This is a genomic window from Isoalcanivorax pacificus W11-5, assembly GCF_000299335.2.
Classification (GTDB): Bacteria; Pseudomonadota; Gammaproteobacteria; order Pseudomonadales; family Alcanivoracaceae; genus Isoalcanivorax; species Isoalcanivorax pacificus.
The window spans coordinates 1,429,503-1,455,499 of sequence record NZ_CP004387.1 but is presented as its reverse complement, the minus strand read 5'-3'; the positions used below and the strand labels follow the sequence as shown (position 1 = coordinate 1,455,499).

28 protein-coding genes are annotated in these 25,997 nt (G+C 63.9%); 10 read left to right on the top strand and 18 right to left on the bottom strand.

Features of this window, described 5'->3' with window-relative positions; all coding sequences use genetic code 11:
• Positions 1 to 48: 48 nt before the first annotated feature.
• Positions 49 to 660: a hypothetical protein gene (locus S7S_RS06525; protein ID WP_008739001.1), complete on the top strand. Its 612-nt coding sequence runs from the start codon at positions 49 to 51 to the stop codon at positions 658 to 660.
• A gap of 6 nt (positions 661 to 666) precedes the next feature.
• Here S7S_RS06525 and S7S_RS06520 read toward each other — a convergent pair whose 3' ends face one another.
• From S7S_RS06520 to smc, 6 genes are all read right to left on the bottom strand, one after another.
• Positions 667 to 903 (bottom strand): transposase, encoded by a 237-nt coding sequence (locus S7S_RS06520; RefSeq protein WP_008739003.1) that lies wholly within the window; start codon positions 901 to 903, stop codon positions 667 to 669.
• A gap of 106 nt (positions 904 to 1,009) precedes the next feature.
• The gene (locus S7S_RS06515; protein WP_008739005.1) at positions 1,010 to 1,438 is read right to left on the bottom strand and encodes a hypothetical protein; all 429 of its coding nucleotides are present in this window, start codon (positions 1,436 to 1,438) and stop codon (positions 1,010 to 1,012) included.
• 68 nt (positions 1,439 to 1,506) lie between these two features.
• A complete protein-coding gene (locus tag S7S_RS06510; protein WP_238582947.1) occupies positions 1,507 to 2,088 on the bottom strand; it encodes a transglycosylase SLT domain-containing protein in 582 nt (193 codons plus the stop codon).
• 5 nt (positions 2,089 to 2,093) lie between these two features.
• Positions 2,094 to 4,421 (bottom strand): NAD-dependent DNA ligase LigA, encoded by a 2,328-nt coding sequence (gene ligA / locus S7S_RS06505; RefSeq protein ID WP_008739010.1) that lies wholly within the window; start codon positions 4,419 to 4,421, stop codon positions 2,094 to 2,096.
• Positions 4,422 to 4,474: 53 nt separating this feature from the next.
• Positions 4,475 to 5,425, bottom strand: coding sequence for a cell division protein ZipA (gene zipA / locus S7S_RS06500; RefSeq protein WP_008739011.1), 951 nt, complete (start codon positions 5,423 to 5,425; stop codon positions 4,475 to 4,477).
• Positions 5,426 to 5,483: 58 nt separating this feature from the next.
• Positions 5,484 to 8,978: a chromosome segregation protein SMC gene (smc, locus tag S7S_RS06495; protein ID WP_008739012.1), complete on the bottom strand. Its 3,495-nt coding sequence runs from the start codon at positions 8,976 to 8,978 to the stop codon at positions 5,484 to 5,486.
• 310 nt (positions 8,979 to 9,288) lie between these two features.
• Here smc and cysZ point away from each other — a divergent pair, with 310 nt between their 5' ends.
• The 3 genes from cysZ to S7S_RS06480 all read left to right on the top strand — a co-directional run bounded on the left by cysZ (position 9,289) and on the right by S7S_RS06480 (position 11,466).
• Positions 9,289 to 10,107 carry a sulfate transporter CysZ gene (gene cysZ / locus S7S_RS06490; RefSeq protein WP_008739013.1) on the top strand — a complete coding sequence of 273 codons (819 nt, stop codon included), beginning with the start codon at positions 9,289 to 9,291 and terminating at the stop codon, positions 10,105 to 10,107.
• A 106-nt stretch (positions 10,108 to 10,213) separates the two neighbouring features.
• Positions 10,214 to 10,723, top strand: a complete 510-nt coding sequence (locus S7S_RS06485) for an Rpn family recombination-promoting nuclease/putative transposase (RefSeq protein ID WP_052269213.1) — start codon at positions 10,214 to 10,216, stop codon at positions 10,721 to 10,723.
• Positions 10,724 to 10,995: 272 nt separating this feature from the next.
• On the top strand, positions 10,996 to 11,466 hold the full coding sequence (locus S7S_RS06480) for a DUF4351 domain-containing protein (RefSeq protein WP_238582946.1): 471 nt from the start codon (positions 10,996 to 10,998) through the stop codon (positions 11,464 to 11,466).
• Positions 11,467 to 11,583: 117 nt separating this feature from the next.
• Here S7S_RS06480 and S7S_RS06475 read toward each other — a convergent pair whose 3' ends face one another.
• Positions 11,584 to 12,105: a DUF2938 domain-containing protein gene (locus tag S7S_RS06475; RefSeq protein ID WP_008739862.1), complete on the bottom strand. Its 522-nt coding sequence runs from the start codon at positions 12,103 to 12,105 to the stop codon at positions 11,584 to 11,586.
• Positions 12,106 to 12,263: 158 nt separating this feature from the next.
• Here S7S_RS06475 and S7S_RS06470 point away from each other — a divergent pair, with 158 nt between their 5' ends.
• Positions 12,264 to 12,695: a helix-turn-helix domain-containing protein gene (locus S7S_RS06470; RefSeq protein ID WP_008739860.1), complete on the top strand. Its 432-nt coding sequence runs from the start codon at positions 12,264 to 12,266 to the stop codon at positions 12,693 to 12,695.
• 21 nt (positions 12,696 to 12,716) lie between these two features.
• Here S7S_RS06470 and S7S_RS06465 read toward each other — a convergent pair whose 3' ends face one another.
• Entirely contained in the window at positions 12,717 to 13,415 is a 699-nt protein-coding gene (locus S7S_RS06465) for a GntR family transcriptional regulator (RefSeq protein ID WP_008739858.1), read from the bottom strand.
• Between the two features lie 134 nt (positions 13,416 to 13,549).
• Here S7S_RS06465 and S7S_RS19570 point away from each other — a divergent pair, with 134 nt between their 5' ends.
• The gene (locus S7S_RS19570; RefSeq protein ID WP_144401610.1) at positions 13,550 to 13,819 is read left to right on the top strand and encodes a hypothetical protein; all 270 of its coding nucleotides are present in this window, start codon (positions 13,550 to 13,552) and stop codon (positions 13,817 to 13,819) included.
• Between the two features lie 101 nt (positions 13,820 to 13,920).
• Here the strand turns inward: S7S_RS19570 and S7S_RS06460 are convergent, their stop codons facing one another.
• From S7S_RS06460 to dapA, 7 genes are all read right to left on the bottom strand, one after another.
• Complete coding sequence (locus S7S_RS06460; RefSeq protein ID WP_008739856.1) at positions 13,921 to 14,373, bottom strand: hypothetical protein; 453 nt, start codon at positions 14,371 to 14,373, stop codon at positions 13,921 to 13,923.
• A gap of 176 nt (positions 14,374 to 14,549) precedes the next feature.
• Positions 14,550 to 15,725: a phosphoglycerate dehydrogenase gene (locus tag S7S_RS06455; RefSeq protein ID WP_041026075.1), complete on the bottom strand. Its 1,176-nt coding sequence runs from the start codon at positions 15,723 to 15,725 to the stop codon at positions 14,550 to 14,552.
• Positions 15,726 to 15,766: 41 nt separating this feature from the next.
• On the bottom strand, positions 15,767 to 16,000 hold the full coding sequence (locus tag S7S_RS06450) for a DUF6726 family protein (RefSeq protein ID WP_008739852.1): 234 nt from the start codon (positions 15,998 to 16,000) through the stop codon (positions 15,767 to 15,769).
• A 112-nt stretch (positions 16,001 to 16,112) separates the two neighbouring features.
• Positions 16,113 to 16,829, bottom strand: coding sequence for a phosphoribosylaminoimidazolesuccinocarboxamide synthase (gene purC / locus S7S_RS06445; RefSeq protein WP_008739851.1), 717 nt, complete (start codon positions 16,827 to 16,829; stop codon positions 16,113 to 16,115).
• A gap of 39 nt (positions 16,830 to 16,868) precedes the next feature.
• Positions 16,869 to 17,648 carry an MBL fold metallo-hydrolase gene (locus S7S_RS06440; protein ID WP_008739849.1) on the bottom strand — a complete coding sequence of 260 codons (780 nt, stop codon included), beginning with the start codon at positions 17,646 to 17,648 and terminating at the stop codon, positions 16,869 to 16,871.
• On the bottom strand, positions 17,645 to 18,253 hold the full coding sequence (locus tag S7S_RS06435; RefSeq protein WP_008739847.1) for an outer membrane protein assembly factor BamC: 609 nt from the start codon (positions 18,251 to 18,253) through the stop codon (positions 17,645 to 17,647). Before S7S_RS06435 ends, S7S_RS06440 begins: the two co-directional genes overlap by 4 nt.
• The gene (dapA, locus tag S7S_RS06430; RefSeq protein ID WP_008739846.1) at positions 18,250 to 19,137 is read right to left on the bottom strand and encodes a 4-hydroxy-tetrahydrodipicolinate synthase; all 888 of its coding nucleotides are present in this window, start codon (positions 19,135 to 19,137) and stop codon (positions 18,250 to 18,252) included. Before dapA ends, S7S_RS06435 begins: the two co-directional genes overlap by 4 nt.
• A gap of 254 nt (positions 19,138 to 19,391) precedes the next feature.
• Here dapA and S7S_RS06425 point away from each other — a divergent pair, with 254 nt between their 5' ends.
• The gene (locus tag S7S_RS06425; protein WP_008739844.1) at positions 19,392 to 19,922 is read left to right on the top strand and encodes a glycine cleavage system transcriptional repressor; all 531 of its coding nucleotides are present in this window, start codon (positions 19,392 to 19,394) and stop codon (positions 19,920 to 19,922) included.
• Positions 19,923 to 19,949: 27 nt separating this feature from the next.
• The gene (locus S7S_RS06420) at positions 19,950 to 20,420 is read left to right on the top strand and encodes a peroxiredoxin (RefSeq protein WP_008739843.1); all 471 of its coding nucleotides are present in this window, start codon (positions 19,950 to 19,952) and stop codon (positions 20,418 to 20,420) included.
• 37 nt (positions 20,421 to 20,457) lie between these two features.
• Here S7S_RS06420 and S7S_RS06415 read toward each other — a convergent pair whose 3' ends face one another.
• Together S7S_RS06415 and S7S_RS06410 are read right to left on the bottom strand one after the other, a co-directional pair.
• On the bottom strand, positions 20,458 to 21,540 hold the full coding sequence (locus tag S7S_RS06415; RefSeq protein WP_008739842.1) for an AI-2E family transporter: 1,083 nt from the start codon (positions 21,538 to 21,540) through the stop codon (positions 20,458 to 20,460).
• A gap of 12 nt (positions 21,541 to 21,552) precedes the next feature.
• Positions 21,553 to 21,813, bottom strand: a complete 261-nt coding sequence (locus S7S_RS06410; RefSeq protein WP_008739841.1) for a sulfurtransferase TusA family protein — start codon at positions 21,811 to 21,813, stop codon at positions 21,553 to 21,555.
• A gap of 109 nt (positions 21,814 to 21,922) precedes the next feature.
• Between S7S_RS06410 and S7S_RS06405 the strand changes: the two genes are divergently transcribed.
• Positions 21,923 to 23,365, top strand: a complete 1,443-nt coding sequence (locus S7S_RS06405; protein WP_008739840.1) for a M48 family metalloprotease — start codon at positions 21,923 to 21,925, stop codon at positions 23,363 to 23,365.
• Between the two features lie 151 nt (positions 23,366 to 23,516).
• A complete protein-coding gene (locus S7S_RS06400) occupies positions 23,517 to 24,875 on the top strand; it encodes a DEAD/DEAH box helicase (RefSeq protein WP_008739839.1) in 1,359 nt (452 codons plus the stop codon).
• Between the two features lie 67 nt (positions 24,876 to 24,942).
• On the opposite strand, the gene nadA is transcribed toward S7S_RS06400, so the two are convergent.
• Positions 24,943 to 25,992 (bottom strand): quinolinate synthase NadA, encoded by a 1,050-nt coding sequence (gene nadA, locus S7S_RS06395; RefSeq protein ID WP_035205883.1) that lies wholly within the window; start codon positions 25,990 to 25,992, stop codon positions 24,943 to 24,945.
• Between the last annotated feature and the right edge of the window lie 5 nt (positions 25,993 to 25,997).

Sequence of the window (25,997 nt, the reverse complement as noted above, 5' to 3'; positions counted from 1 at the left end):
CTCTTCAGGCGACAGGCCGGCCACAAGGCCAGGCCGGAGGAGAACCCCATGGAGAACCCGATTGAGAACCCCGGAAAAAGTCCTGCGCTGCCCCGCTATGCCCTGCTGTTCCCGTTGCTGATACTGCCGCTCGGCGGCTGTAACGACCCTGGCGACACGGGCGCCGACACGGCGGCCATTGCCGACCGGGCAGAACAGACCCTGCCCGACAGTCAGGCCCTCACCGAACACTACCGGCACACCCTCGACGACTTGCTGGACGCCATCAACGACGGCAACCCAGACCTGGCGGAATCCCTGAGCCGGGCGCTGCTCGACCAGTCGCTGTCGTTGCTGGACAGCGTGGCGCTGCGTCACACCGATTGCACGGAGTACTTCGATGCCGTCCGCGAACTGCCGGCCCAATTGCCCACCCTGGATGCCCAGGCGATCCAGAACGGTTATGTGCAAGGCCGTGCGCTGCCAGACGGCGCGGCCCACTGCCACGACGCCGCCGGCCTGCTGACCGCACCGGCCCTGGCCACGGCCGTGGCGCGTGAGCAGCCGGACAACTGGCAATCGACGACGCGGGCGCACGCCGACACGGCACGCGCCCGGCTGGACGGGCTGCGGGATGTACTGGGAGGAGAGGAAACGGCGGCGCCCGGGAAGGCGCCGTAACAGGTATCAGGCGTCGGCAAACACCTGTTCCAGGCATTCGGCCTGCAGCATGCGCTGGGCCCAGGTTTCCAGTTGCATGGATTCCGCCAGTTTCAGGCGCAGCGCCAGGGCTTCCGGCAACGGACCGAAGCGTCTGACCAGCAGGCGCTCCAGCAGCGCGCTTTCGCTTTGCAGCGCGTCACCGCGTGGCGGCGGCTGCATGCCCGGCGTGTTCCCGCGCCGCAGGCTGGGGGTATATCGCATAGAACTGGCTCCCTTCATGGCCGGGCTATCCTGCCACAGATTGGCGCATTGTGCCTCCCACGCCATAAACGTGCCGCTGGACGGGCGAAACAGCCGACAACCTGCATCAGGCGATGGCCCCCTCTCGGGCCCATTCGCAGCGCACCCTGAGCGGCTGGTCGCTGGGCTCGTGGCACACGTCGGTGGCATCCCAGACAAAGGTATGGTGCCCGGAGAGTTCGGTTTCCAGATGCACCACGGCGCTGACCCAGTACATCTGCCTGAGCAGGGATTCGAACTTGCGGATCCAGTGCTCCCATTCGTATTCCACCGCCTGGTAGGACATGCCGAAATGGATCACCTGGGTCTGGAAGGTGCCGCCCATCAGGTCATCGCCCGGCACGGCGAACATCTCGCGGCACAGGAACGGCCATTCATCGGCCTGCGGCAACTGGCGGATCGCGCGGCGGTTGTGCATGCAGCTCGCCTTGCGCTGCACCAGCTCGCCGAACGGCAGGTGCTTGATACATCCGTAGACAATGGATTCGGAATCCATTCGCCTCCCCCGTGATTGATGCTGTCCGTGGCGGCTTCCCCGTCCGGCCACCGGATTGGTTCTGAACGCTAGCGGCGGCCGCAGCCGCGCAACTGGCTGTCGTAGGTCTGCGCCATGCTGGCCACCCGCGCTGCGCTGTTGAGCATGCCGCGGTTGTTGCGATAGGTGCCGCGGGCGTAGCCCCCGTGCCCGGCGTAATAGGCCAGGTACAGATTGTAGGCATCGGTCTTGGCGATGCCGTTGCGACGGTGCGACTGGTCGTGGTACCAGCCCACAAAGTGCACCGCATCCTTGAATTTCGAGCGCCGCGCAAAGGATTTGCCGGTCGCCTCCTGGTACCAGTCCCAGGTGGAATTCAGCGCCTGCGGGTAACCGAACGCATTCGACGGACGCCGCCAGGGGATGAAGCCGAGCAGTTTGGTGCGCGGCGGCCGGGCGCGCGGTTGGAAGCGCGATTCCTGATAGATAGTCGCCATCAGGATCGGCACCGGCACGCCGAATTCCTTCTCGGTATTCTTCGCGTACCGCTGCCAGTTATTGAACAGGCCACCGCGCTGGTCGAAGATGGCGCAGGCATTATCCACATTCTCCGGCGGGCTCATCGCGCAGCCGCTGCCCAGCGTCATGACTACTGTCAGCACTAACCACATTGGTCTCATGCAGACGGAGTTAACCCGTGTTCGGCCAGCATGGCAAGCAGGCCGGCTTCATCGAGCACCGGAATGCCAAGTTCTTCCGCTTTTGCCAGCTTGCTGCCGGCGGCTTCGCCAGCCGCCACGCACGCAGTGTTTTTCGACACGCTGCCTGCCACCTTGGCGCCGAGCTGTTCCAGCATGGCCTTGGCCTGGTCGCGGGTGAGCGAGGCGAGGCTGCCGGTCAGCACCCAGGTCTGCCCTGCCAGCGGACGCTGCACCTGCTCGGTGGCGGGCGCGCGCTCACGCAGTGCAGCGATCTGTTCATGGCACCGTTGCAGGCGCGCCGCCCAGTCTGCATCAGACAGCCAGGCCCGGACCGCACTGGCGGCATTCTCTGGCAGGCCGGCATCGGCCAGCACCTGGGCATCGGCGTGCAGCAACGCTCCTACATCGGCGAACTGCTCGCCGAGCTTCTCCAGTGATTTCTGGCCGATGCCCTGCAACGGCGCGTTCAGTGTCTTGGCGGCATTCAGCACATGCGCCACCGTCAGGCGGGCGACAAATTCCGGCGCGGGCGCGCCGTTGCCCCGGGCGGTCAACCCCAGCGCCAGCAGCTCGTCGATCACCTCCTGGTTATGGGCTTCGTGGAAAAAGGCGGCCACAGACTGCGCCACCTTGCCACCGACATCCGGCACCGCCAGCAACAGGATCTCGTCCGCCTGACGAATCGCCGGCAATTCCCCAAACGAACTGGCCAGGGCTTTGGCCGTTTCCTCGCCGATCTGGAGGATGCCCAGCGCAAACAGGAACCGCGACAGCGGCATCTGCTTGCTCTTTTCCAACGCGGCAATCAGATTGGTCGCGGATTTTTCGCCCATGCGTTCCAGCGCCGCCACGGGCTCCGCCTCCAGGCGATAAAGGTCGGCCAGGGTGTGCACCAGCCCTTGTTCCACCAGGGCATCCACCAGTTTTTCACCAAGCCCTTCGATGTCCATGGCCCGGCGGGAGGCGAAATGACGCAGCGCCTCCTTGCGCTGGGCGCTGCAGATCAGGCCGCCGGTGCAGCGGGCAATGGCTTCGCCTTCGGGGGTAAAGATCTCGCTGCCGCAGACGGGGCAATGCGCCGGCAGGCTGATCGGCCGGGCATCCGCCGGGCGCCGCTCCGTGACCACACTGACCACTTTCGGAATTACATCGCCGGCGCGATAGATCACCACCGTATCGCCAATGCGTAAATCCAGCCGGGTGATTTCGTCCATGTTGTGCAGGGTGGCATTGCTGACGGTGACGCCGCCTACCTGGACTGGCTCCAGACGGGCGACCGGCGTGATCGCCCCTGTGCGGCCGACCTGGAATTCCACCTCGCGCAGCACGGTGATTTCTTCCTGGGCGGGGAATTTGTGCGCAACAGCCCAGCGCGGTGCGCGGGAGACAAAGCCCAGGTCGTTCTGCCAGTCGAGACGGTCGACTTTGTACACCACGCCGTCGATATCGTAGCCGAGGCGGTCGCGACGTTTGAGAATGTCGTCGTAAAAGGCACGCAACGCCTGGACACCGGCGCAGGTACGCACTTCCCGGTTCACCCGCAGCCCCCAGTCGCGCACTTTCTCCAGCAGTTCGCTGTGACGCGCCGGCCAGTCCTGGCCCTCCAGGCGTGCCACACTGTAGGCAAAGAATTCCAGCGGCCGTTGTGCGGTCAGTTTCATGTCGAGCTGGCGCAGGCTGCCGGCGGCCGCGTTGCGCGGGTTGGCGAAGGTTTTCAGGCCCGCCGCCAGCTGGCGTTCGTTCAACTCGGCAAAGCCTTCGTGGGTCATCATGACCTCGCCACGGATTTCCACCAGTGCGGGAGCGTCGCCCCGCAATGTCAGCGGCACGGAACGCAAAGTGCGGATATTGCTGGTGATGTTCTCACCGGTCTGACCATCACCCCGGGTGGCACCCCGGACCAGTTGGCCGTTTTCGTACACCAGACTCACCGCCAGACCATCGAGCTTTGGCTCGGCGACATATTCCACGTCACCGTCCAGGTCCAGGCGCTCGCGAATGCGACGGTCGAAATCCATCAGGTCTGCGTCATCGAACGCGTTGCCGAGCGAAAGCATCGGCACCTCGTGACGCACTTCCTCGAACCCTTCCAGGGGGCGGTCACCGACACGCTGGGTCGGCGAATCCGCGCTGATCAGCTCCGGGTGAGCCTCCTCGAGCGCTTGCAGTTGCCGAAACAGCCGGTCGTACTCGGCATCCGGCACCGCCGGGTCATCCAGCACGTAATAGCGGTAACTCCAGTCGTTGAGCCGGGCCCGCAGGCGGGCAGCTTCGGCACCAGGCGTCTCGGCGGATGTGCTCATGGGATGGTTCCGTCATGTGGCGGCGGGCGCGGCGGACCGCGCCCGTGAAGCATTCAGTGTTGTTCTTTCAGGTGCAGGCGACGCTCGAATTCCTGCACCCGCTGGCGCATATGCTCCATGTTCTGCGGCGTCAGTACGCTGCGCTGTTCATCCTTGAGTTCGCCGCCGAGTCGTTCGGCCAGGGTGCGCACGGTGTCCAGCATCCGGTCCAGCGCCGCCAGCGGCCGGCCAGGGCCCGGCAGTTTCAGGAAGAATGTGGTGCCGGCGAACTGCTCGCGGTCCATCTCGTCAATATCGAAGGTGCCCGGCTCTACGGCATTGGCCATGCTGAACTGCAACACATCTTCGCCCTGTTCCTGACGGTGGCAGTGGAAAATGTTCATTTCACCAAAGCGCATGCCGCTCTCGAGCAATTCCTGCAGCAGTTCACGGCCGTCGAAACGGTGGCCGCGCGGGGCGATCAGGTGCACCACAATCACTTCCAGCAATGCCGGTTCCGCACGCGGTGGTGGCTCGGGCCTGCGGGCTGCCGGGCGCGCGGCCGGTTTCGCCGGCGCCGGTTCACGGACGGGCGCCGGTTCCCGCACCGGGGCCGGTTCGCGTTCGGCCCGCATTGGCGGGAGATCGTCTTCGATGTCGTCCTGCGGCACGGCGCGGGCCGGCACCTCAGGCACGTCATCCGGTTCGTCATCGGCCTCGAACAGCGGCTGCTGGGTGGCAGCCCGAAACGCGGGACGCTCAGGCTGCTCGCGCTCGCGGGCTTCTTCCTCGGCCGCTGCACGCTGCTCCAGAATGCGCTGCACCACCCGCGCGCCACCGGAAGGCAGTTCCGGGTTGAAGCGATCTCCACCCCCGGCCTCCGCGTCCTCGCGGTGCTGCCGTGGTTCGATCTTCATGCGCAGCCGGGTGTTGCGCTCACGCAGCATTCTGCGCAGCCCATCGGCCATGATGAGCAGGATCAGAATGACCAGAATGCCTACCAGGGTTTCCAGATTCAGGCCCATTACCTTGCCTCTTCCTTGTTTGTACTACCCCAACACCCCGAAAAAACAGCCTCTATGATCACAGCGCGGCCATCTCTGCAGCCTCGTCCACATCCACCGATACCAGCCGTGACACGCCTGGCTCGTGCATGGTGACCCCCATCAGCGCATGGGCCATCTCCATGGCGATCTTGTTGTGGGTAATGTAAATGAATTGCACCACGCCGGACATCTCGCGCACCAGGTTACAGAAACGGCCGACGTTGGCGTCATCCAGCGGCGCGTCCACCTCGTCCAGCATACAGAACGGCGCCGGGTTCAATTGAAAAATTGAGAAAACCAGCGACAGTGCCGTCAGCGCTTTTTCGCCACCGGAAAGCAGATGGATGGTGCTGTTCCGTTTGCCCGGTGGACGCGCCATGATGGCCACGCCGGTGTCGAGCAGATCTTCCCCGGTCAGTTCCAGGTAGGCGTGCCCACCGCCAAACACTTTCGGGAACAGCTCCTGCAGGCCTTTGTTGATGCGGTCGAAGTATTCCTTGAAGCGCGTTCGCGTTTCGCGATCGATCTTGCGGATGGCATTTTCCAGCGTGTTCAGGGCGTCATCCAGGTCAGCGTTCTGGCGATCCAGGTATTCCTTGCGCTCGGCCTGGGTCTTGTACTCGTCGATCGCGGCCAGGTTGATCTGGCCCAGCCGGCTGATACGTGCGGCAATGGCTTCCAGTTCCTGGTTCCAGGTGTCCTCGGCGGCGTCTTCGGGCAGGTTCTCGAGCACGGTCTGCAGATCGAACTGCTGTTCGGCCAGTTGTTCCTGCACGGTGCTGCGACGCACCTTGATTTCCTGCCACTGCATGCGCTTGCCGTCGAGCGCACTGCGCACTTCCTGTGCCTGACGCTCAAACTGCTGGCGCTGGCCGTCCAGGTTGCGCACTTCGTGATCGATGGTTTCCAGTTCGCGACGCACCGACTGCAGGCGGGTTTCAGATTCCAGGCGCAGACCGAGTTTTTCTTCCAGCTGCGCTTTCAGTTCAATGCCCGGATCATCGCCTTCGTCCAGTTGGCGTTCCAGCAGCGCCTTGCGCTCGGTCAGGCTGGCGACCTGCGCATCCAGACGCACCAGCCCCTGGCGCAATGAATCTGCCTGGGTGCGTGCGCCCTGCACTTCCATCGCCAGTTGATGCGACTGGTCACGTTGCTGACGGGCTTTCTGGCGGGCTTCGTCCAGCTGCGAGCGGGCGCTGTCACGGCGTGACAGCAACGCTTCGCGCTGGCCGCTGTCCTGTTCCATGGCGTCCAGTGCTTCGGTCAGCACCGAGCGGGCTTCTTTCAGTTGTTCCTGTTCCTGCGTGCGCTGCTCGCGGCTTTCGTCCAGCTCACGGCCCAGGCGCTCGCGACGCATGGTGATCTGTTCCAGCCGCACCTGACGCGCACTGATCTGGGCGTTCAGCTCGCCCAGATCGCGGTTGATGCGCGACGCCTGGCGCTGGCTTTCTTCGCGCTCGTGTTCCAGTTCCTGCACGCGTTCGCGGCCGGCCTCCAGTGCCGCACGGTTTTCCGCCACTCGCGCGTCGAGTTCGGGAATCTGGTCTTCCAGCCGCTCCAGTTCACGACGCCGCTCCAGAATGCCGGCTTCCTGGTCCTGCTCACGCACCACCCGCAGCCAGTCCGGGCCGACCCAGATGCCGTCGCGGGTCACGGCAGACTCAGCAGCGCTGAGACGGCCGCGCAGTGCCAGCGCGTCGGCCAGCGACTCCACCGCATAAATCTGGCCAAGCTGCGCCGGCACCGGACCACTGACCAGGGCCGCCAGCGTCCGGCCGTGTGCACCGTCTTTGGCAGCGTTGCTCGGTGCCAGCAGGCAGACGCGGCCATGGGACAGGTCGCCCAGCCACTGTTCCACCTGATCGAAGCCTTCGACACACAGCCCCTGCAGGCTGTCGCCCAGCACCGCTTCCACGGCGCGCTCCCAACCTGGCTGCACATCCAGTTTTTCGGCCAGCCGTGGACGTTGCTGCAACTGATGCCGCTCGAACCACTCCGACACCCGGCCATCGTCACCCTGGGCGGCTTTCTGCAATGCTTCCAGGGTGGCATGGCGGCTTTTCATTTTCTGCAACTGGTCGCGGTCTTCATCAAGCTGGCGACCGCGCTCGCCGTTGTCGCGGCGGATGCTGTTGATCTGTTCCTGCACGCTCTCCGAGCGCATCTCTGCTTCTTCGGCCTGCTCGCGCAGTTGCGCCTGCTGTTCCTCGAACTGGCGCATCTCGGCCGACAGCGGGCCGGCGTCGAGGCTGCCCTGCTCTTTGCTCAGACGGTCGATGCGGTCCGACAGCCGTTCGATAGAGGTTTCCAGGTGCTGGATGCGCGACTGCTCCACTTCGGCCTTGCGGCGCGATTCGGCGGAGCTGTGGTTAAAGGTTTCCCACTCCTGTTGCCAGGTCTGCATCTGTTCCTCGGCCATCGCCAGTTGTTCAACGGCCTCGGCTTCCTGTTCGCGAACCAGAGCCAGTTCCGGTTCCAGTTCGGCCAGCTTTTCATCCAGTTCAGCAATGCGTTCGCCGTCGGTGCTCAGGTGCGCGCTGGCCTCGCGCCAGTTCTGTTCCACCTGCATCAATTCTTCGTTCAACTGCTGCTTGCGCTCGCGCTGGTGCTGGATGCTCTGTTCCAGCCGCGCCACTTCTGCACCCAGCGCGTAATATTCCTGCTGCACGCTGTTGAAGCGGTCCTGTACGTCGGTATGGCCGTCACGCAGACGTTCCAGCTCGGCATCCACATGGCGCTGCTCGGCGACTTTTGCTTCCACGGCCACTTCCAGCTCGCGCATGACATGCTCGATCTGTTCCACCTGGGTGTTCAGCGTACGCCAGCGCAGGGCCCGCACCTGGGCACCGACCAGGCGTTCTTCTTCTTTGTACTGCTTGTATTTTTCCGCTGCGGCCGCCTGGCGGGACAGGCGCTCAAGCTGACGTTCCAGTTCTTCGCGGATGTCCGTCAGCCGCTCCAGGTTCTCGCGCGTGCGGCGCATGCGGTTTTCGGTTTCGCGGCGGCGCTCCTTGTAACGCGAGATACCCGCCGCTTCTTCGATGTAGACACGCAGGTCTTCCGGGCGCGCCTCGATCAGGCGCGAGATCATGCCCTGCTCGATGATGGCGTAGCTGCGTGCGCCCAGCCCCGTCCCCAGGAACAGGTCGGTGATGTCCTTGCGGCGACACTTGGTGCCGTTGAGGAAATAGTTGGACTGGCCGTCGCGGGTCACCATCCGGCGCACCGAGATTTCGGCATAGCGGGCGTATTCGCCGCCGATCTTGCCGTCGCCATTGTCGAACACCAGCTCGATGCTGGCCTGCGCGACCGGCTTGCGGGCATTGGAACCGTTGAAGATGACGTCCGCCATGGATTCACCGCGCAGGTGCTTGGCGGAGGATTCCCCCATCACCCAGCGCACGGCGTCGATGATATTGGACTTGCCGCAGCCGTTCGGGCCGACGACCGCGGTGAGGTTCTCCGGAAACAGGGCGGTGGTGGGGTCAACGAAGGACTTGAAACCCGCAAGCTTGATACTTTTCAGTCGCATGGTTGTGCTGGACCCGGTCAGAGCACCGCGTTCCGGCGGCGCTTGGCTGTGAACTGGTGGTGACGCGGCCACGGTGATCGCCCGGTGGCGATGAACCATTGCCATAACAAACACTTGCGTCCGGCAGACGGCACCGGCGCGGTCCCGGCAAGTGCGCTCTGGGCCACCCCGGAAAAACGGCTAGTGTATAGAAAATTCCAGCGCCGCACTATTTGTCCGACCAGTGCCGGCCGGGGGTCTGGCACCTGTCCCCGGCTCAGGTAAACTGGGCCGCCTGTCAGGAATGTGCCACCACAGGGAACAACCCGCCATGCCCCCCATTGCCGAAGCCATCCACTACCTCCGCCGTGCCGCCCGCCTCGCCTTCGGGCCAGGCATCCGCCCGTGGGTGATTGTCCCGATCCTGTTCAACAGCCTGCTGTTCGGTAGCGCCTACTGGTTTACCGGCAGCTGGCTTACCGGTCTGCTGGGTGCGCTGACCGCCGGCTGGGCCCTGGAAGGCTGGCTGGCGTTCCTGAACCCGGTCATCGGGCTGTTCACCGGCCTGCTACAGTTGCTGATCTGGGTGCTGCTGCTGGCACTGATGGCCAGCGTATTCACCTATGTGGTGCAACTGGTGGCCGCGCCGTTCATGGGCTTTCTGGCTGCCCAGGTGGACAACCGCGTGGCGCCCCCGCTGGGCTTCCCCGCGCAGCCGGAGGAAAGCATCCCGTCGATGATCTGGCGCACTCTCAAGCGCGAGCTTCGCAAGACCTGGTACTGGCTGTGGCGCGCGGTGCTGTTGCTGATCCTGGTCGGCATCCTGTCCTTTATCCCGGTGGTGAACCTGCTGGCGCCGGTGATCTGGTTTATCTGGTCCGGCTGGATGCTGGCCATCCAGTACATCGACTATGGCGCCGACACCCGCCTGGTGAGCTTCGAAGAAATGCTGGGGCAACTGCGCCAGCAGCGCATTCTGGTGACCGCCCTCGGCAGCCTGATCCTGGCCCTGACCATGCTGCCACTGGTGAACCTGGTGATCATGCCGGTCGCGGTGGTGGCCGGCACCCTGTTCTGGCTGGAAAAAGGCAGTGTGCGCCCCGCCCCCGCGCCGGTACGTACGCCTGCGCCGGCAGCCCACGTCGGCTGACACCTACACGCTTTGGTGGCGATGGCTGACACGCCGACCCGCCCGACCATGGAATACTGCTCCGCAGCCGCTGCCAGGGAAGGCGCCGGTGTCACCGGAGCATGCCATGGACGACCACGATACCGGCTACCGACTGCTGTTCTCCCACCCGGAGATGGTCCGCGACCTGCTCACCGGCTTTGTGCCGGAGAGCTGGGTGGCCGAACTGGACCTGGACACTCTCGAAAAAGTAAACGGCAGCTACGTCACGGACGATCTGCGCAGCCGCTGTGCCGATGTCATCTGGCGGGTCCGATGGGGCGAACACTGGCTCTATCTCTACCTGCTGCTGGAATTCCAGTCCTCCGTGGACCCGTATATGGCCGTCCGCATCATGGACTATGCCGCCCTGCTCTATCAGGACCTGATCCGCACCCGCCAACTGGGCGAGACCGGCCACCTGCCCCCCATCGTGCCATTGGTGCTCTACAACGGCCGGCCGCGCTGGCAGGCGGCCACCGATATCAGCGACCTGGTCTTCCCCGTCCATGGTGAACTGGCCAGGTACCAGCCCCGGCTGCGCTATCTGCTGCTGGACGAGGGCCGCTTTCAGGACCAGGATCCAGGGAACCTCTGAATAACTCCCCGGTGGTTCTGCGGGCGCTACAGCATGCAGTAGCAAGGCGCGGCGCGCCGGCAATGGCATCGCCCTTGCCAAGCGACGCAACGCGGCTAATGCGTGCTGTAGCGCCCGCCCTGCGGGGCTTTCCGGGCGGCACCTGCTCCGCGTTACGACTTCTCGACGTAGCCCGCTATGCCTTCGAAGTCGCGCCTTGATCAGGCGCCGCCCAGAAAGCCAGAACCACCGGGGAGTTATTCAGAGGTTCCCTAGCACCGCTGCAGAACCTAGTGGCCGCCCTGTTCCGGCTGGAGAACAGCCGTGACGCCGCCGCCATTCAGCGGATACTGCGGCATTTGACAGACTGGCTGCACGCCCCCCAGCAGGCGGGCCTGCGCCGCAGCTTTACCGAATGGCTCCGGCGGGTACTGTTGCCGGGCCGCTTGCCAGATATCACAATACCGGCCATGCAGGAATTGCAGGAGGTGGATGACATGCTCGCTGAACGGGTCCAGGAATGGTACGCCGAGTACGAACGCAAAGGGCTGCAGGACGGTATGCGGAAAGGCATGGCGCAAGGCATGGAAAAAGGCCGCTGCGACGAAGCCCGTCGTATCCTGCTGGGTCTGCTGACACACCGCTTTGGTCCCGTTTCACCTGAGGTGGAAGCACAGCTGCAAGAAGCCGATGTCGCTACGCTGGAAGCCTGGACCCTGCGCGTTCTGGATGCCAGATGCCCCGAAGACCTTTTCAACGACTGACCCCCTCTCCTGCATCACCCTCAGGAGCGCCATGCCGCGCTCCGAAACCCGTTGGGTCCGCCCGAAACCCCCGTCACCTTGCCTGGCGTTCCTTGGACTACAGCGTGGAGGTGAATGCTAGCAAGACCCCCAACCCAGCCAACCGGCCAGTTGCGCCGTCACCAGGCCGGCCAGGTACAGGCCCAGGCCGAATACGGCATGGGTGATCAGGCTCTGCACGCGCGCCTGGCCAGGCCTGGGCGTGCGACGCGCCGCCAGTCCCGCCCCCATGGCTGGCTGCATGATGAGAAAAGGCGCCAGCACCGTCACCAGCCCCACGATCAGCGCCGGTCCCAGGCTTGGCCGGCAAAGCCAGTCGGTGCCCCAGATCGCCAGCAGCGCGATGGCGAAAAGCACTCCGGTCAGGTAATGCACCGCCCAGCCCACCCAGCGTTCACCCGCCACCGCCGGTGTCGCCGCGATCGGATGGTGGCGCAGCCGCCCCCGGCCCAGATACAGCACCCAGCGCCCCACCAGTGCATAGTTCAGCGGCGCCACACCGAGCAGGTGTTGCCGCACCAGCCCCCAGACGTCCATCACCAGCGTCGCGCCACTGCCGACGAGTACCGCCGCGGCCAGCCCCCACATCAGCTCCGTCATGGTCTGCCTCCTCTTTGCCCATCTATTAGCCCGCCAGCCACCGGGATGCGTTGCAGCCGTTCCCTGTCATTGCCGTTTTTCACCCTGATCTCCTGTGCCTTGTCTTCACCATCGCAAAACAGGACTATGCCAATTCAAGCTGACTTGAGGTCAAGCCCATGAAGGCACTGGATATCGCAGAGGCGGCACAACGCAGCGGCGTGCCCGCCTCGACGCTGAGGTTCTATGAGGAGAAAGGATTGATTGCCTCGATTGGCCGGCACGGCCTGCGGCGCGTGTTCCCGGGGCACGTGCTGGAGCAACTGGCGCTGATTGCTGCCGGACGTGCGGCGGGATTCTCTCTGGACGAGATCGCCCGGATGTTTGCGCCGGATGGTCAGCCGGACATCGACCGCAACATGCTCTCCGCCAAGGCGGATGAACTGGACGCCACCATCCGCCAGCTCAGTGCCATGCGCGACGGCCTGCGTCATGCCGCGGCCTGCCCGGCACCGAGCCATCTGGAGTGTCCGACTTTTCGCCGCATCCTCCGCGCGGCCGCATCCGGGCGCCTGGCAAACCCGGCACGGCTGGCACCGGCGAGAAAATGAACAGCGCAGCAGCGTGGCGGTTTACTTCTTGCGCCGCCCCCACGCCGCCTCGATCTGGCGGGCACGCACGATCGATTCCTGCACCAGCGACGACTGATGCTCGGCAAACTCCCGGATAATCTCGAGCGCTGAGCGGATATCGCGGCGGAAGATCGTCTCGATGATGGCCTTGAAGAATGTCAGGCACTCTTTCATCTCGTCCTGCTCGATGTGCAGCGCCATGTAGTAGGCACGCTGGATGGCCGGTTGCAGGTTGTCGAGGATGTCTTCGACGAACGTATTGCGGGCATAGGGATACAGCAGTTCGAAGAACAGGAAGCTGTGATCGAAGAAGGCGCCGGTATCACGCTCGTCCACCTGCTGTTGAAGCAAGTGGATCAGTTCGATGAAGCGGTCGAGATCATCCTCCTGCATCACCTTGATGGCCTTGCGCACCACCAGGCCCAGCAGCACCTGCATCACTTCATAGAGGCTGCGGACATGGGATTCGGACATGTCCTTCACCACCGCACCACGGCGCGGCAGGATGTCGATCAGGTGGCGGCGTTGCAGGATCAGCAGCGACTCGCGCACCGAGCCCCGGCTCACTTCCAGCTCGGCAGCAATACGCAATTCCTGGATACGATCCCCCGCCAGCATCTCGCCACGGATGATCTGGCGCCCCAGATGCTGGGCGATCTGTTCGGAAAGACTGTCGTTGGCCTTGAAACTCACGGGCATCGTCCTCTGGCGGCGGTTCCCTGTCGATGTTGGACAATCAGAAAAATCCTGTCCGACTATACAACAAAGTGCAATGGCCACTGGTACTGTCCACGCGCGTCAACAGGCCAGTTTCCCATCACAGAGGTCAGTTTATGAACAACCCGGAGTTACCCACAGAATCTGTGGAAAACTCTGTGGGTAATAGGGTGGGAAACCGCCCCAGCCCCCGTGACAGGGGGCCAGAGGTCAAAATGATGAAAAATTATTCAAAAAATAAAACTCATTATTTTCAATCAGTTATTAACAGCACTGTGAAAATCAACAAGTTACCGGACGATATTGACATCAAGCTGAAACATGCTCAAAAGCTGTGCAAAACTTCAGCCGTTTTGACCCGTATCAGTGCCGGACTTTCGCCATAGGCAGAGCAGGATGCGCCTCAGCGGAGCAGCTCAAAGGCACAATGCCACTATTCAGACCCGGATTGTCTGGTTCAGATCACCCCCGGGGAAGGGGCAGGGTCTCAGCGACGCAGGCTCAGCGTGACGCCGATGGTGAGTTGCGGCTCCATATCAAGGTCTTCCTCCTTGATCTCTTCCAGCAGCGCGATGCCCCCGCTGACCGTCAGGCGCAGGAAGTTGCCCACCCACTGATGGCCCAGCTCGCCGCCGACACCCAGGCGCTCGTAATGCTTTTCGCCACCCAGGTCGCCCACCATGGCGCCGGTAAAGAAGCCACTGGTCACGGTAGTGCCACGATCAATGCGGTGGCGCAGGCCGGCCACCCAGCGGAAGTCGTCTTCCAGGCCCTGATTGCCCATATGGGCACCGGGCAGGACGTACGCAGTATTGCGCTGCCAGGCCCATTCCAGGTTCGGACCGACGACGCCATTCATGTAGCCGATACCCACCAGCAGCTCGGCCCGCGACAGGACGGGCAGCAACAGGAGCGCGCACAGCGCGATACGCTTGAACATGACGGGAAAGAACCTCTGTTGTTGTCGTTATCGCCGCGTGGAGAGCGCGGCATGGATCACATGGATCAGCAGTACCCCGGAGAACATATCAATCCGCCAGCGGCGGAAGCCGTCATTGTGGGCAACGCCCGGAGGGATGACAAGCCTGAAACAGCGCACGCCGGTGCCGGAACAACTCAGACCGGCGGCAGCCGCCGCACGCCGACCACACCCTCAATAGCCGCCAGACGGGTGAGCACCGTCGCATCCGGCGCCGTCTCCAGATCCAGCAGGTTGTAGGCGATGTCCTCACGGCTCCGGTTGAGCATGTCGAGCACGTTGAGGTTGGCGTCGGCCAGCACGGACAACAACTGGCCCAGCATTTTCGGCACATTGCGGTTACTCACCGCCAGCCGGTGCCCGCCGCTGCGCTCCAGCACCAGGGTCGGGAAATTCACCGCGTTGACGATATTGCCGTGCTCGAGAAAATCGATCAGCTGGTCGGCCGCCATGCGTGCGCAGTTTTCTTCCGATTCGCCGGTACTGGCGCCCAGGTGCGGCAATGCCACCACGCCGGGTTCGCGCATCAGCGCCGGGGACGGGAAATCGGTCAGGTAGGCCGCCAGCCGCCCGGCGCGCAGCGCCTCGAGGGCGGCGGCATCATCGACGATGCCGTCGCGGGCAAAATTCAGCAATCGCATCCCCGGCCGTGCCTGGCTGAACGCCTCGCGCCCGAGCAGGTGCCGGGTGCTCTCCAGCAGCGGCAGGTGCAACGTCACATAATCCGCCCGCGCCATCAGTGCCGGCAGGCTCTCCATGCGCCGCACCTGATGGGGCAGCCGCCAGGCCGCGTCCACGGACAGCGCCGGATCGAAACCGATCACCTGCATGCCCAGCCCGAGGGCCATTTCGGCCACCCGTGAGCCGATCGCGCCCAGGCCAACCACGCCCAGTGTGCGGCCGGTCAGTTCCTGCCCGCGAAAGCGCTTTTTCTCGGCCTCAATGGTGGCGTGCATGGCCTGCTCGTCCAGCGCCGTGAGCGAACGCACCCAGTCGATACCGGGCAGGATGCCGCGCGAGCCCAGCAGCAGTGCCGCCAGCACCAGTTCCTTTACCGCGTTGGCGTTCGCGCCGGGTGTGTTGAACACGGGCACGCCGGCCGCCGTAAAGGCAGGTACGGTGATGTTATTGACGCCGGCCCCGGCCCGGGCCACCGCCTTGAGGCCGGGGTGCAGCGCCTCTGCACCAAGCCGGTGGCTGCGCAGCAGGATGGCGTCTGGCTGGCTGAATTCGCTGGCCACTTCGTAGCGTTCACGGGGAAAGCGTTCGAGCCCGCAGACAGCGATCTGGTTCAGGGTCTGGATGTGGAACATGCGCAGCTCCCTGGCCGGCCAGCCGGCCATGCATGGGTGGATCAGATCGGAATATCGTCGACACCGTCCATGACCTTGTCGATGGCGCCATTGGCTTCACGGAAAGTGTCGTTGATCGGGTTGCCCACCACCGGCAGGATCGACAGGGCCGAGCCCACCACAGTGCCGGCGGAACCGACCAGGCGTACGGGCGTGGTCACGAGTTTGGTCAGGAAGCAGCCGGACAGTGTCCCCACGAGCACGGCCAGGAGGGAAATACGAACGAGGGTTTTCATAAGACATGCCTTGTTTTTGTTATGACAGAATCACCAAGGCATTGAAGTACAGCGGGCAGGAAATGGCAAGGCGGCACCGGACAGCCGCGCGGCTGTCCGGCACGCGGCGGGATCAGTATTCGAATGTCATGCCCAGGCGGCGGCCCACTTCTTCGTAGGCTTCGACCACGCTGCCGAGCCCCTGACGGAAGCGGTCCTTGTCGAGTTTTTCGCGGGTGTCTTTATCCCACAGGCGACAGCCGTCCGGGGAGAATTCATCACCCAGCATCACTTCGCCATTGAACAGGCCGAATTCCAGTTTGTAGTCCACCAGCAGCATGTTGCCGTCGAGGAACAGCGCCTTGAGCACATCGTTGACCTGGAAGGTCAGTGCCTTCATTTTCTCGATGTGTTCCGGCTCGGCCCAGCCGAAGCTGCGCACGTGGTACTCGTTGATCATCGGGTCGCCGAGGGCGTCGTTCTTCAGGAACATCTCGAACGTCGGCGGGTTCAGCGCCAGCCCTTCTTCCACCCCCAGACGACGGCAGATGCTGCCGGCGCTGATGTTGCGCACCACACATTCCACCGGGATCATTGTCAGGCGCTTGACCAGCGATTCCTGCGGCGACAGCAGCTTCTCGAAGTGGGTCGGAATACCGGCGGCAGCCAGCTTCTGCATGATGAAGGCATTGAACTGGTTGTTGACCGCACCCTTGCGTTCGAGCTTTTCCTTTTTCTTGCCGTCGAACGCCGAGGTGTCATCGCGGAACCACATCACCATGCGCTGTTCGTCGTCGGTGGTGAATACCGATTTCGCCTTGCCGGAATAAAGCTCTGTACGTTTTTCCATTGCCCTCACCTTGTCGCTCATGCTGCACCGGGCAGCCCGTCAATTCACTTCCAGCCAGTCAAAACCCTGCTGCTGGCAGGCCACCCGGACCCGGGCGGCATCATCCAGCCCGGCAGCGGCAATGGCCTCCAGCGCATGCGCCGGAGTATTGTTCTGTTCGCTCAGGTGCGAGAGCACCAGATGCTGCAGCCGGTGCTGTTCCAGCACCCGCACCAGCGAGCCGGCCTGCTGATTGCTCAGGTGGCCCAGGTCACCGCCCACGCGCCGCTTCAGCGAAAACGGATACGGCCCGGCGGCCAGCATCGCCGGATCATGGTTGCACTCCAGCAACAGCGCGTCGCAGGCGCTGTAGGCTTCGGTCACGTGCGTCGTGATCGAGCCCAGATCGGTGAGCACCCCGGTGCGGCGGCCACCGCTTTCAAACACGTACTGGCACGGTTCGCGGGCATCGTGCGGGACAGGCACCGGCATCACCGCCAGGTCACCCACAGAAAACGCGCGGCCCGGCCGTACTTCCTGCACCGTGACGCCTTCCAGGCTATGGCGGCTGTTCGGTGCGCTGATGGCGCGCAAGGTACCGAAGGTCATGTGGACCGGCAAGTGATATCGGCGCGCCAGAGGCAGCACGCCGCGGATATGGTCACCGTGCTCGTGGGTCACCACCACCGCGCTCAGGTCCGCCGGCGACAACCCCAGCCGCGCCAGCCGCTCGCAGGTCTCACGCACGGCAAAGCCGCAGTCCACCAGCACCAGCGTATCCCCGGCCCGGATCAGCGTGGCGTTGCCCTTGCTGCCGCTGCCGAGCGAGGCGAGCCTCACAGTTCGTTGTACAGGCGTTGCAGAATGGCCTGCCCCGGCTCCCGATCCACCAGGCTGGTGCCGGTCTGGTTGAGCACCGCCACCTGGATTCCGTTCACGGTCTGGCTCAGCTTGAGCTGCGCCTGGCGCTCCGTGAGGCCGTATTCCGACGGCACACGCACATAGAGGATGCCGGATTCCCGATCCCGGTCGTCCACACGCAGGTCGGTCTTGGCGACCGCCTGGCCAACATACTCCCACGCCCAGACAAACTGGGTGCTCAGCATGATGATCGGGTAGCCGTTGCCGTCACGGCCGAGGATCGCACCCGGATTGTCCGGGCGTGGCGTGCTCGCCTCCTCGGGGGCGGCAGCCTGCCCCAGCACCACCAGTTGCGGCGGCTCGGGCACAACAAAGCGCTCGTCGGATGAATCCTCGATCTGGATGCGGTTCTCGACATCCGGTATCGGATAGCGGTCGTCGAAACCGCTGAACCACATCCCCTCGGGTACGTCCATGCGTTTGCCGGTCTGTGCCTCCTGATACACCAGGGTCCGGTCCGGCACCCAACTGCAACCCGTGATCAATACCGGCAGCAGTACCACCGTCAGGCATGTTCTGTTCATTGCACCTCCAGCAGGCCCGCTTCACGCAGGGTCTGCCGCAAACGATCCTGCGCCGGCGCCGATAACGGCGTCAGTGGCAGGCGGATACCCCGGTCGATCAGGCCCATTTCATACAGGGCCCATTTCACCGGGATCGGGTTGGATTCGATAAACAGGTCGCGGTGCAGCGCGCTCATGTCGGCATCCAGGGCACGGGCGCCGTCTGCATCGCCGCTCAGCGCTGCGGCGCAGGCTTTCGCCATCTGCCCGGGCATCACGTTGGCGGTCACGGAAATGTTGCCCTGGCCACCGAGCAGGATGAACTCGATGGCGGTCGCGTCGTCACCGGAATAGACCATGAAGCCGTCGTCGCAACGCTCCAGCAGTTCGCGGGCACGCTCCAGGTTGCCGGTGGCTTCCTTGATGCCGACGATGTTCGGTACTTTGCTCAGGCGCACCACGGTTTCCGGCAGCATGTCGCAGGCGGTGCGGCCCGGCACGTTGTAGAGGATCTGCGGGATGTCCACTTCGCGGGCGATGGCCAGGTAGTGCTGGTACAGGCCTTCCTGGGTCGGCTTGTTGTAGTACGGCGTCACCAGAAGGCAGGCATCGGCACCGGCGCGCTGGGCGTCGCGGGTCAGCCGGATGGCCTCTTCGGTGGAGTTGGCCCCGGTACCGGCAATGATCGGGATACGGCCGCCCGCGGCAGAGATGATCTCGCGGATCACCAGGTCGTGTTCTTCAAAACCGAGCGTGGCCGACTCGCCGGTGGTGCCCACGGCGACGATCGCATCGGTGCCCTGCGCGACGTGCCAGTCGACCAGCTTTCGCAGCCGCTCCCAGTCCACGGAACCGTCTGCGTGCATGGGGGTGACCAGGGCTACAATACTGCCGCGAATATCCACGTTCTCTCCGGCTTGTCTCTCAGTTGATGCTCAGTCTGTCTCGGGGACTCATGCCTGCCCGGCATGCTGCCGTGGCAAGCGGCTAATGGTACTTGCCGGCATAGTTGGCGACAAGGCGAGCGGCGGGACAGCGCCGGCCCCGGCCGGTAAGATGTCTTCACGCGGCGGCCGGGCCTTGACCAGGCGCTCACGCCCGCCGCACCAGACTGCCCATCGCCCGCTCGCGCGGGCGCACAGCCCGAGGATTCCGGATCATGGAACAACTGATCGTCATTTCCGCGCTGGGTTCCGACCGCCCCGGCATCGTGCAGGCGCTCACCGGCGCGGTACTCGAACGCGAAGGCAACATTCTCGACTCCCGCATGACCGTGCTCGGCGGCGAATTTGCCGTGCTGATGCTGGTGTCCGGCACGGAACAGACCCTGGCGGCGCTGGAAAGTGCCCGTGCCGACCTGGAACAGGCACTGGACCTGACCCTGACGCTGAAGCGCACCCGCACACCCGGTGAACGGCCCAGCGCACTGCCCTATCTGGTGGAGGTGGTGTCCATGGACCACCCTGGCATCGTGCACGAAATCGCCGGCTTCTTTTCCGGACGCGGCATCAATATCGATGACCTCACCACCGGCACGTACGCGGCACCGCATACCGGCACACGCATGTTCAGCCTGCACCTGACCCTGAGCGTGCCAGCCCAGGAATCCCTCGGCCGTCTGCGCGAGCAGTTCCTGGATTTCTGCGAGGCGCGCAACCTGGATGCCACATTGCAGCCGCGTCGTCGCTGATCTTTCGTTTCACCACGGAGCATGACCATGAGCAAGACTGTCACCGTCGGCAAACCGGTACCGGCATTCTCGGCCCAGGCCACCGGCGACCAGACCATCCGTTCTTCTGCATTGAAAGGCCGGAAGGTGGTGATCTATTTCTACCCGAAAGACAACACCCCCGGCTGCACTACCGAAGGCTCGGACTTCCGCGATCTCTACCGGGAGTTTCAGAAAGCCGACTGCGAGATTTTCGGCGTCTCCAAGGACAGTCTGAAAAGCCACGAGAACTTCAAGGCCAAACTCGGCTTCCCGTTTGAACTGCTGGTGGACGAGGACGAAACCCTGTGCCGCCTGTTCGACGTGATCAAGCTGAAGAAAATGTACGGCCGCGAATTCGAGGGCATTGAGCGCAGCACCTTCCTGATCGATGCCAGCGGCAAGCTGCGGCAGGAATGGCGCAAGGTCAAAGTGGCCGGCCACGCAGAAGAAGTGCTGGCGGCCGCCAGGGCACTTTGATCCGCTGCGGGCCGCACCGGCAGGCGCGGCCCGCTGATCACTGCACCGGTGGCTCAACCACCACCGCGCGCTGGTGCTTCGGCCAGGCGTAGATCACGGCCTTCGCCAGCGTCGCCAGCGGAATGGCGAAAAACACGCCCCAGAATCCCCACAAACCACCGAACAGCAGGATGGCGATGATGATCGCCACCGGGTGCAGGTTGACCGCCTCGGAGAACAGGAACGGCACCAGAATGTTGCCGTCGATGAACTGGATGATGCCGTAGGCCACCAGCACCAGCGCCAGGTCACCGCCCCAGCCAAACTGCACGTAGGCCACCGCCGCCACAGGAATCGTCGCGGCCGTGGCGCCGATGTAGGGAATCAGCACCGACAGCCCCACCACCACGGCCAACAGCAGCGCATAATTCAGCCCAAGGATCACGAAGACGATATAGGTGGCGATGCCGACGATCAGGATTTCCACCGCCTTGCCACGCACATAGTTGGCGATCTGCTGGTCCATTTCCGCCCACACGTTTGCCAGCACGCGGCGTCGGTCCGGCAGAAAAGACGTCGCCCAGTCCACCAGTTGCTTGCGGTCGGCCATGAAGAAAAACACCAGCAGCGGGACCAGCACCAGGAAGATCAGCACGTCCATCAGGCCAGGAATCGACGACAGCGACAGCGTCAGGAACATCTGCCCGGCATGCGCCAGCTCTCGCTGGGCCAGATCGACAATCGCGTTGACCTGATGAATGGAAATGACCTCCGGGTACTCCGCCGGTAGAGCACGCAGCCAGCGCTCGCCCGCGTTGAGCAGGCGTGGCAGCTGGTCCTGCACCAGGTTCAGGGTCTGCTTCCAGATCACCGGCATCAGCAGCATCAGCGTCACCACCAGGGCCGTCAGGAACAGCAGGAACACGATCCAGACCGCCACCCGCTCCGGCACGCCGAACCGGGTCAGCCGCGCCACCAGCCCTTGCAGCAGATACGCCACCACCAGCGCCGTCAGCGCCGGGGCAAGCATCTTGCCCAGCAACAGGATCAGTACCAGCCCGGCTGCCAGGATAAACAGCAGGTAGACCGCTTCTTCGTCGGAGAAGTAGGCGTGGTACCAGTTCCGTAACACCTCAAGCATGTACTGCTCCTGTCAGGCGGCGTGTTCAGCGACGCGAATAATAAACTGCAATTCACCACCCTGTTCAGTCAGGCGAACCAGTTCATGGCCCGACTGTCTGAGGTAGGCGGGTATGTCACGACGAGCGCCGGTGTCCGTGGCGCGCACCCGCAACAACTGGCCCGGTAACAGCGTGCGCAGCGCCTGGCGGGTCTTCAGCAGTGGCAGCGGACAACGCAGGCCGGTGGCATCCAGCTCCTCGAACGCGTCCTCGGACAGGGTTTTCTCAGGCATGGTTCAACACAGCTTTACAGTTCAGGGCCAAAAAAACCGGGTGCGACAGCAATGCCCCGGCACCAAGGCTCTGCATTATACTGGCCCGCGAAGCTTTCAGGAGACGACTTTGGCATACCTGCGGGTGTTTTGCCTTCCTCTGCTGGTATTGGCACTCGTGATGCCGCCAGTGACGGGCTACGCCAACACACAGAATCTGCCGGATCTGGGTGACCCCAGCGGCACACTGCTGACTCCGGAGCAGGAATACCGCCTCGGCCGTGGCTGGCTGCGCAGTCTGCGCGGACAGGCGCCGCTGCTGGAAGACCCGCTGGTACAGGATTACGTTGAGCATCTGGTTTACCGTCTCGCCTCCTACAGCGACCTGGCCGAACCGGACCTCGCCATCGTGGTGGTCAATAACCGCGATATCAATGCGTTTGCCGTACCCGGCGGCGTGATCGGCCTAAACGCCGGCCTGTTTCTCAATGCCGAGAGTGAAGACGAGGTCGCGGCCGTGATCGCGCACGAGATCGCACACGTCAGCCAGCGCCACTTCACCCGTCGCTATGCCGACAGCAAGCGCATGAACTACACCATGCTGGCCGCCATGCTGGCCAGCATGGCGGTGGCCATTGCCGGCGACGCCCAGGCCGGCATGGCCGGCATCGCCACCACCCAGGCCGCCGCGATCCAGTCGCAGCTGGCCTATTCGCGCCACCACGAACGTGAAGCCGACCGTGTCGGCATGCAGACCATGGTCAACGCCGGCATGGACCCCTATGCCATGCCGCGCTTTTTCGAGCGCATGCTGCGCAGCCGCCAGTACGCCGGCAACCCGCCGGAATTCGTCCTCAGCCACCCGGTGACCGAAGACCGCGTCGCCGACAGCCGCAGCCGCGCCGAAGGGCTGGCCCGGCCCCGCCTGCGCATGAGCCCGGATTTCAATCTGATCCGCGCACGTGTGCAGGCCGGTTTCTATAGCGACCCGCAGCAGGGGTTGAACTACTTCCGCAACCAATACGAAGGCGGCAGCAGCATCAGCCAACAGGCCGCCGGCTTTGGCCTGGCCATGAGTGCGCTGCGCACCCGCGATTTCGATCTGGCTGAACGCACGCTGCGCACACTGGCCGAACAGTCTCCGGATCAATTCTGGTTCCGTACCGCGCTGGCCGAGGTGGCGCAGAAGCGCGGCGACCCGCAACAGGCGGTGCGGATGCTGCGCGAAGTACTGGACGTGATTCCCGGCAACTACGCGGCCTCGGTGCTGCTGGCCGACAACCTGCTGGCGATCAACGAACCTGCCCAGGCCCGCCAGGTGCTCGACCAACTGCTGCTGAAACGCCAGGACCCGCTGCTCTACCGCATGCTTGCCGAAGCCTGGGGCAAGGAAGGCGACCGGGCCCGCACCCATCAGGCACGCGGCGAATACCTGTTTGCCATGGGCCAGGAGAAACGCGGCATTGAACAGATGCGCTTCGCGCTGGAACAGAGCCGCGAGCAGTTCGCCCTGCACACCCAGCTCCGGGCCCGATTACGCACCATGGAACAGCTCGCCAACGAAGAATTCTGACCTGCACTGGCCGCGCGCCCGTTTGCCCTGTACCATGGGCGCCCCTTGTCGCCCCCAGTCAGCGACAACCCGCCTTCACCGAACACCCCCCAACCCGCCTGAGACTGGCGCCATGACACTGGCGACAGGCCACCATATTTCCGGAGACTTGATGTCGTTTTCCGAACTGGGCTTGCATGAAGCCATCCTGCGCGCTGTGCGCGAGCAGGGCTATGAAACACCTACCCCGATCCAGCGCCAGGCGATCCCCGCCGTTCTCGACGGCGGTGATCTGCTGGCCGGTGCACAAACCGGCACCGGCAAGACGGCAGGCTTCACCCTGCCGATCCTGCAACGATTGATCGACACACCGGCGCGCAAACCCGGCCGCATCCGCACGCTGATCCTGGCACCCACCCGGGAGCTGGCCGCGCAGGTGGAAGAGTCCGTGCGCGTCTACAGCCGTTATCTGAAACTCAGCTCCATGGTCATGTTCGGCGGTGTCGGCATGCAGCCGCAGGTGGATCGCCTGAGAAAGCCGCTGGATATTCTGGTCGCCTGCCCCGGCCGCCTGCTGGATCACGCCGGCCAGGGCACGGTGGATCTCTCCGGTGTCGAAATCCTGGTGCTGGATGAAGCCGACCGCATGCTCGACATGGGCTTTATCCACGACATTCGCCGGGTACTGAAACTGCTGCCGTCGAAACGCCAGAACCTGCTGTTCTCTGCCACCTTCTCCGATGAGATCAAGGCACTGGCAGAAGGGCTGCTGGACAAGCCGGCACTGATCGAAGTGGCGCGTCGCAACGCCACCGCTGAAACCGTGGCGCAGAAAATCTATCTGGTCGACCGCGAACGTAAGCGCGAACTGCTGGCCGAACTGATCACCCGTCATAACTGGTATCAGGTGCTGGTGTTCACCCGCACCAAGCACGGCGCCAACCGGCTGGCAGAGCAGCTCGGCAAACAGGGCATCACCGCGATGGCGATCCATGGCAACAAGAGCCAGTCGGCACGCACCCGCGCCCTGTCGGAATTCAAGGCCGGGGCACTGCAGGTGCTGGTAGCCACGGACATCGCTGCACGCGGTATCGATATCAGCGAACTGCCGCATGTGGTGAATTTCGAACTGCCGAACGTGGCCGAAGACTACGTGCACCGCATCGGTCGTACCGGCCGCGCCGGCGCCGAGGGCGAAGCCATTTCGCTGGTGTGCGTGGATGAAAAGAAACTGCTCGGCGGCATCGAGAAACTGATCGGCCGCGCGCTGCCGAAAGCCACCCTGCCAGGCTTCGAACCGGACCCGAGCATCAAGCCGGAACCGATTCCCAACGGCCGCAACCGCGGCGCTGCACCGCGTGGCAACGGCGGCGGCCATGCCGCACCGCGTAATCCACGCAACGCCGCACCACGTCAGCAGCCCCGTGGCGAACGGCCGAAGGTCGCCGCCAGTGGCGTCAGCAACGATGCCAAAGGCGATGCCCAGCGCCGTCGTCGTCGCCGGCGGCGCCCGGCGGCTGCAACAGCCTGACGACAACAAGAGAACCCGCCATCTGGCGGGTTCTCTCGTTTTGCTGGTGTGGAGTGATCCGTCGCGCTCAGCGCTGCAGTGATTTACCGAAATCCAGCATCCGGTTCAGCGGAATCATGGCCTGTTCGGCAATCGCCGGATCAACAAAGATTTCCTGCCCTGCGCCGTCCGCATCTTCCAGCACACGGCACATGTTCTCCAGGCCATTCATGGCCATCCACGGGCAGTGCGCACAACTGCGACAGGTGGCACCGCTGCCGGCGGTGGGCGCTTCAATGAACGTCTTGTGCGGCGCCAGTTGCTGCATCTTGTAGAAGATGCCGCGGTCGGTGGCGACGATCAGGGTCTGGTTCGGCAACTCACAGGCCGCCTTGATCAGCTGCGAGGTGGAGCCCACCACATCGGCGATATCCACCACCGACGCCGGCGATTCGGGGTGCACCAGCACTGCGGCATCCGGCCAGGCTTTTTTCAGGTCCAGCACGCCACGCGCCTTGAATTCTTCGTGCACGATGCAGGCACTGTCCCAGCACAGCACATCGGCGCCGGTCTGGCGGGCCACGTAATCGCCCAGGTGGCGATCCGGCGCCCACAGGATTTTTTCACCCTGGCGGTCCAGATGCTCGATCAGTTCCACCGCGATGCTGGACGTCACCACCCAGTCAGCGCGCGCCTTCACCGCAGCGGAGGTGTTGGCATACACCACCACGGTACGGTCCGGGTGCTGGTCACAGTAGGCCGAAAATTCATCCACCGGGCAGCCCAGATCCAGCGAACAGGTCGCTTCCAGGGTCGGCATGAACACGCGCTTTTCCGGGCTGAGAATCTTCGCCGTCTCGCCCATGAAACGCACCCCCGCAACGATCAACGTGGACGCAGGGTGCTCTTTGCCGAACCGGGCCATCTCCAGCGAATCGGCGACACAACCACCGGTTGCTTCCGCCAGCGCCTGGATTTCCGGGTCGGTGTAATAGTGGGCCACCAGCACGGCATTGCGTGCCTGTAACAATTCCTTGATGCGGCGGCGGTATGCTTCCCGCTGCACGGCATCCAGTTCATCAGTGGCCTGAATGCGGTCGAGGTGCTCGCGCACCAGCTCGATAGCCTGTGCTGTCATCGGCA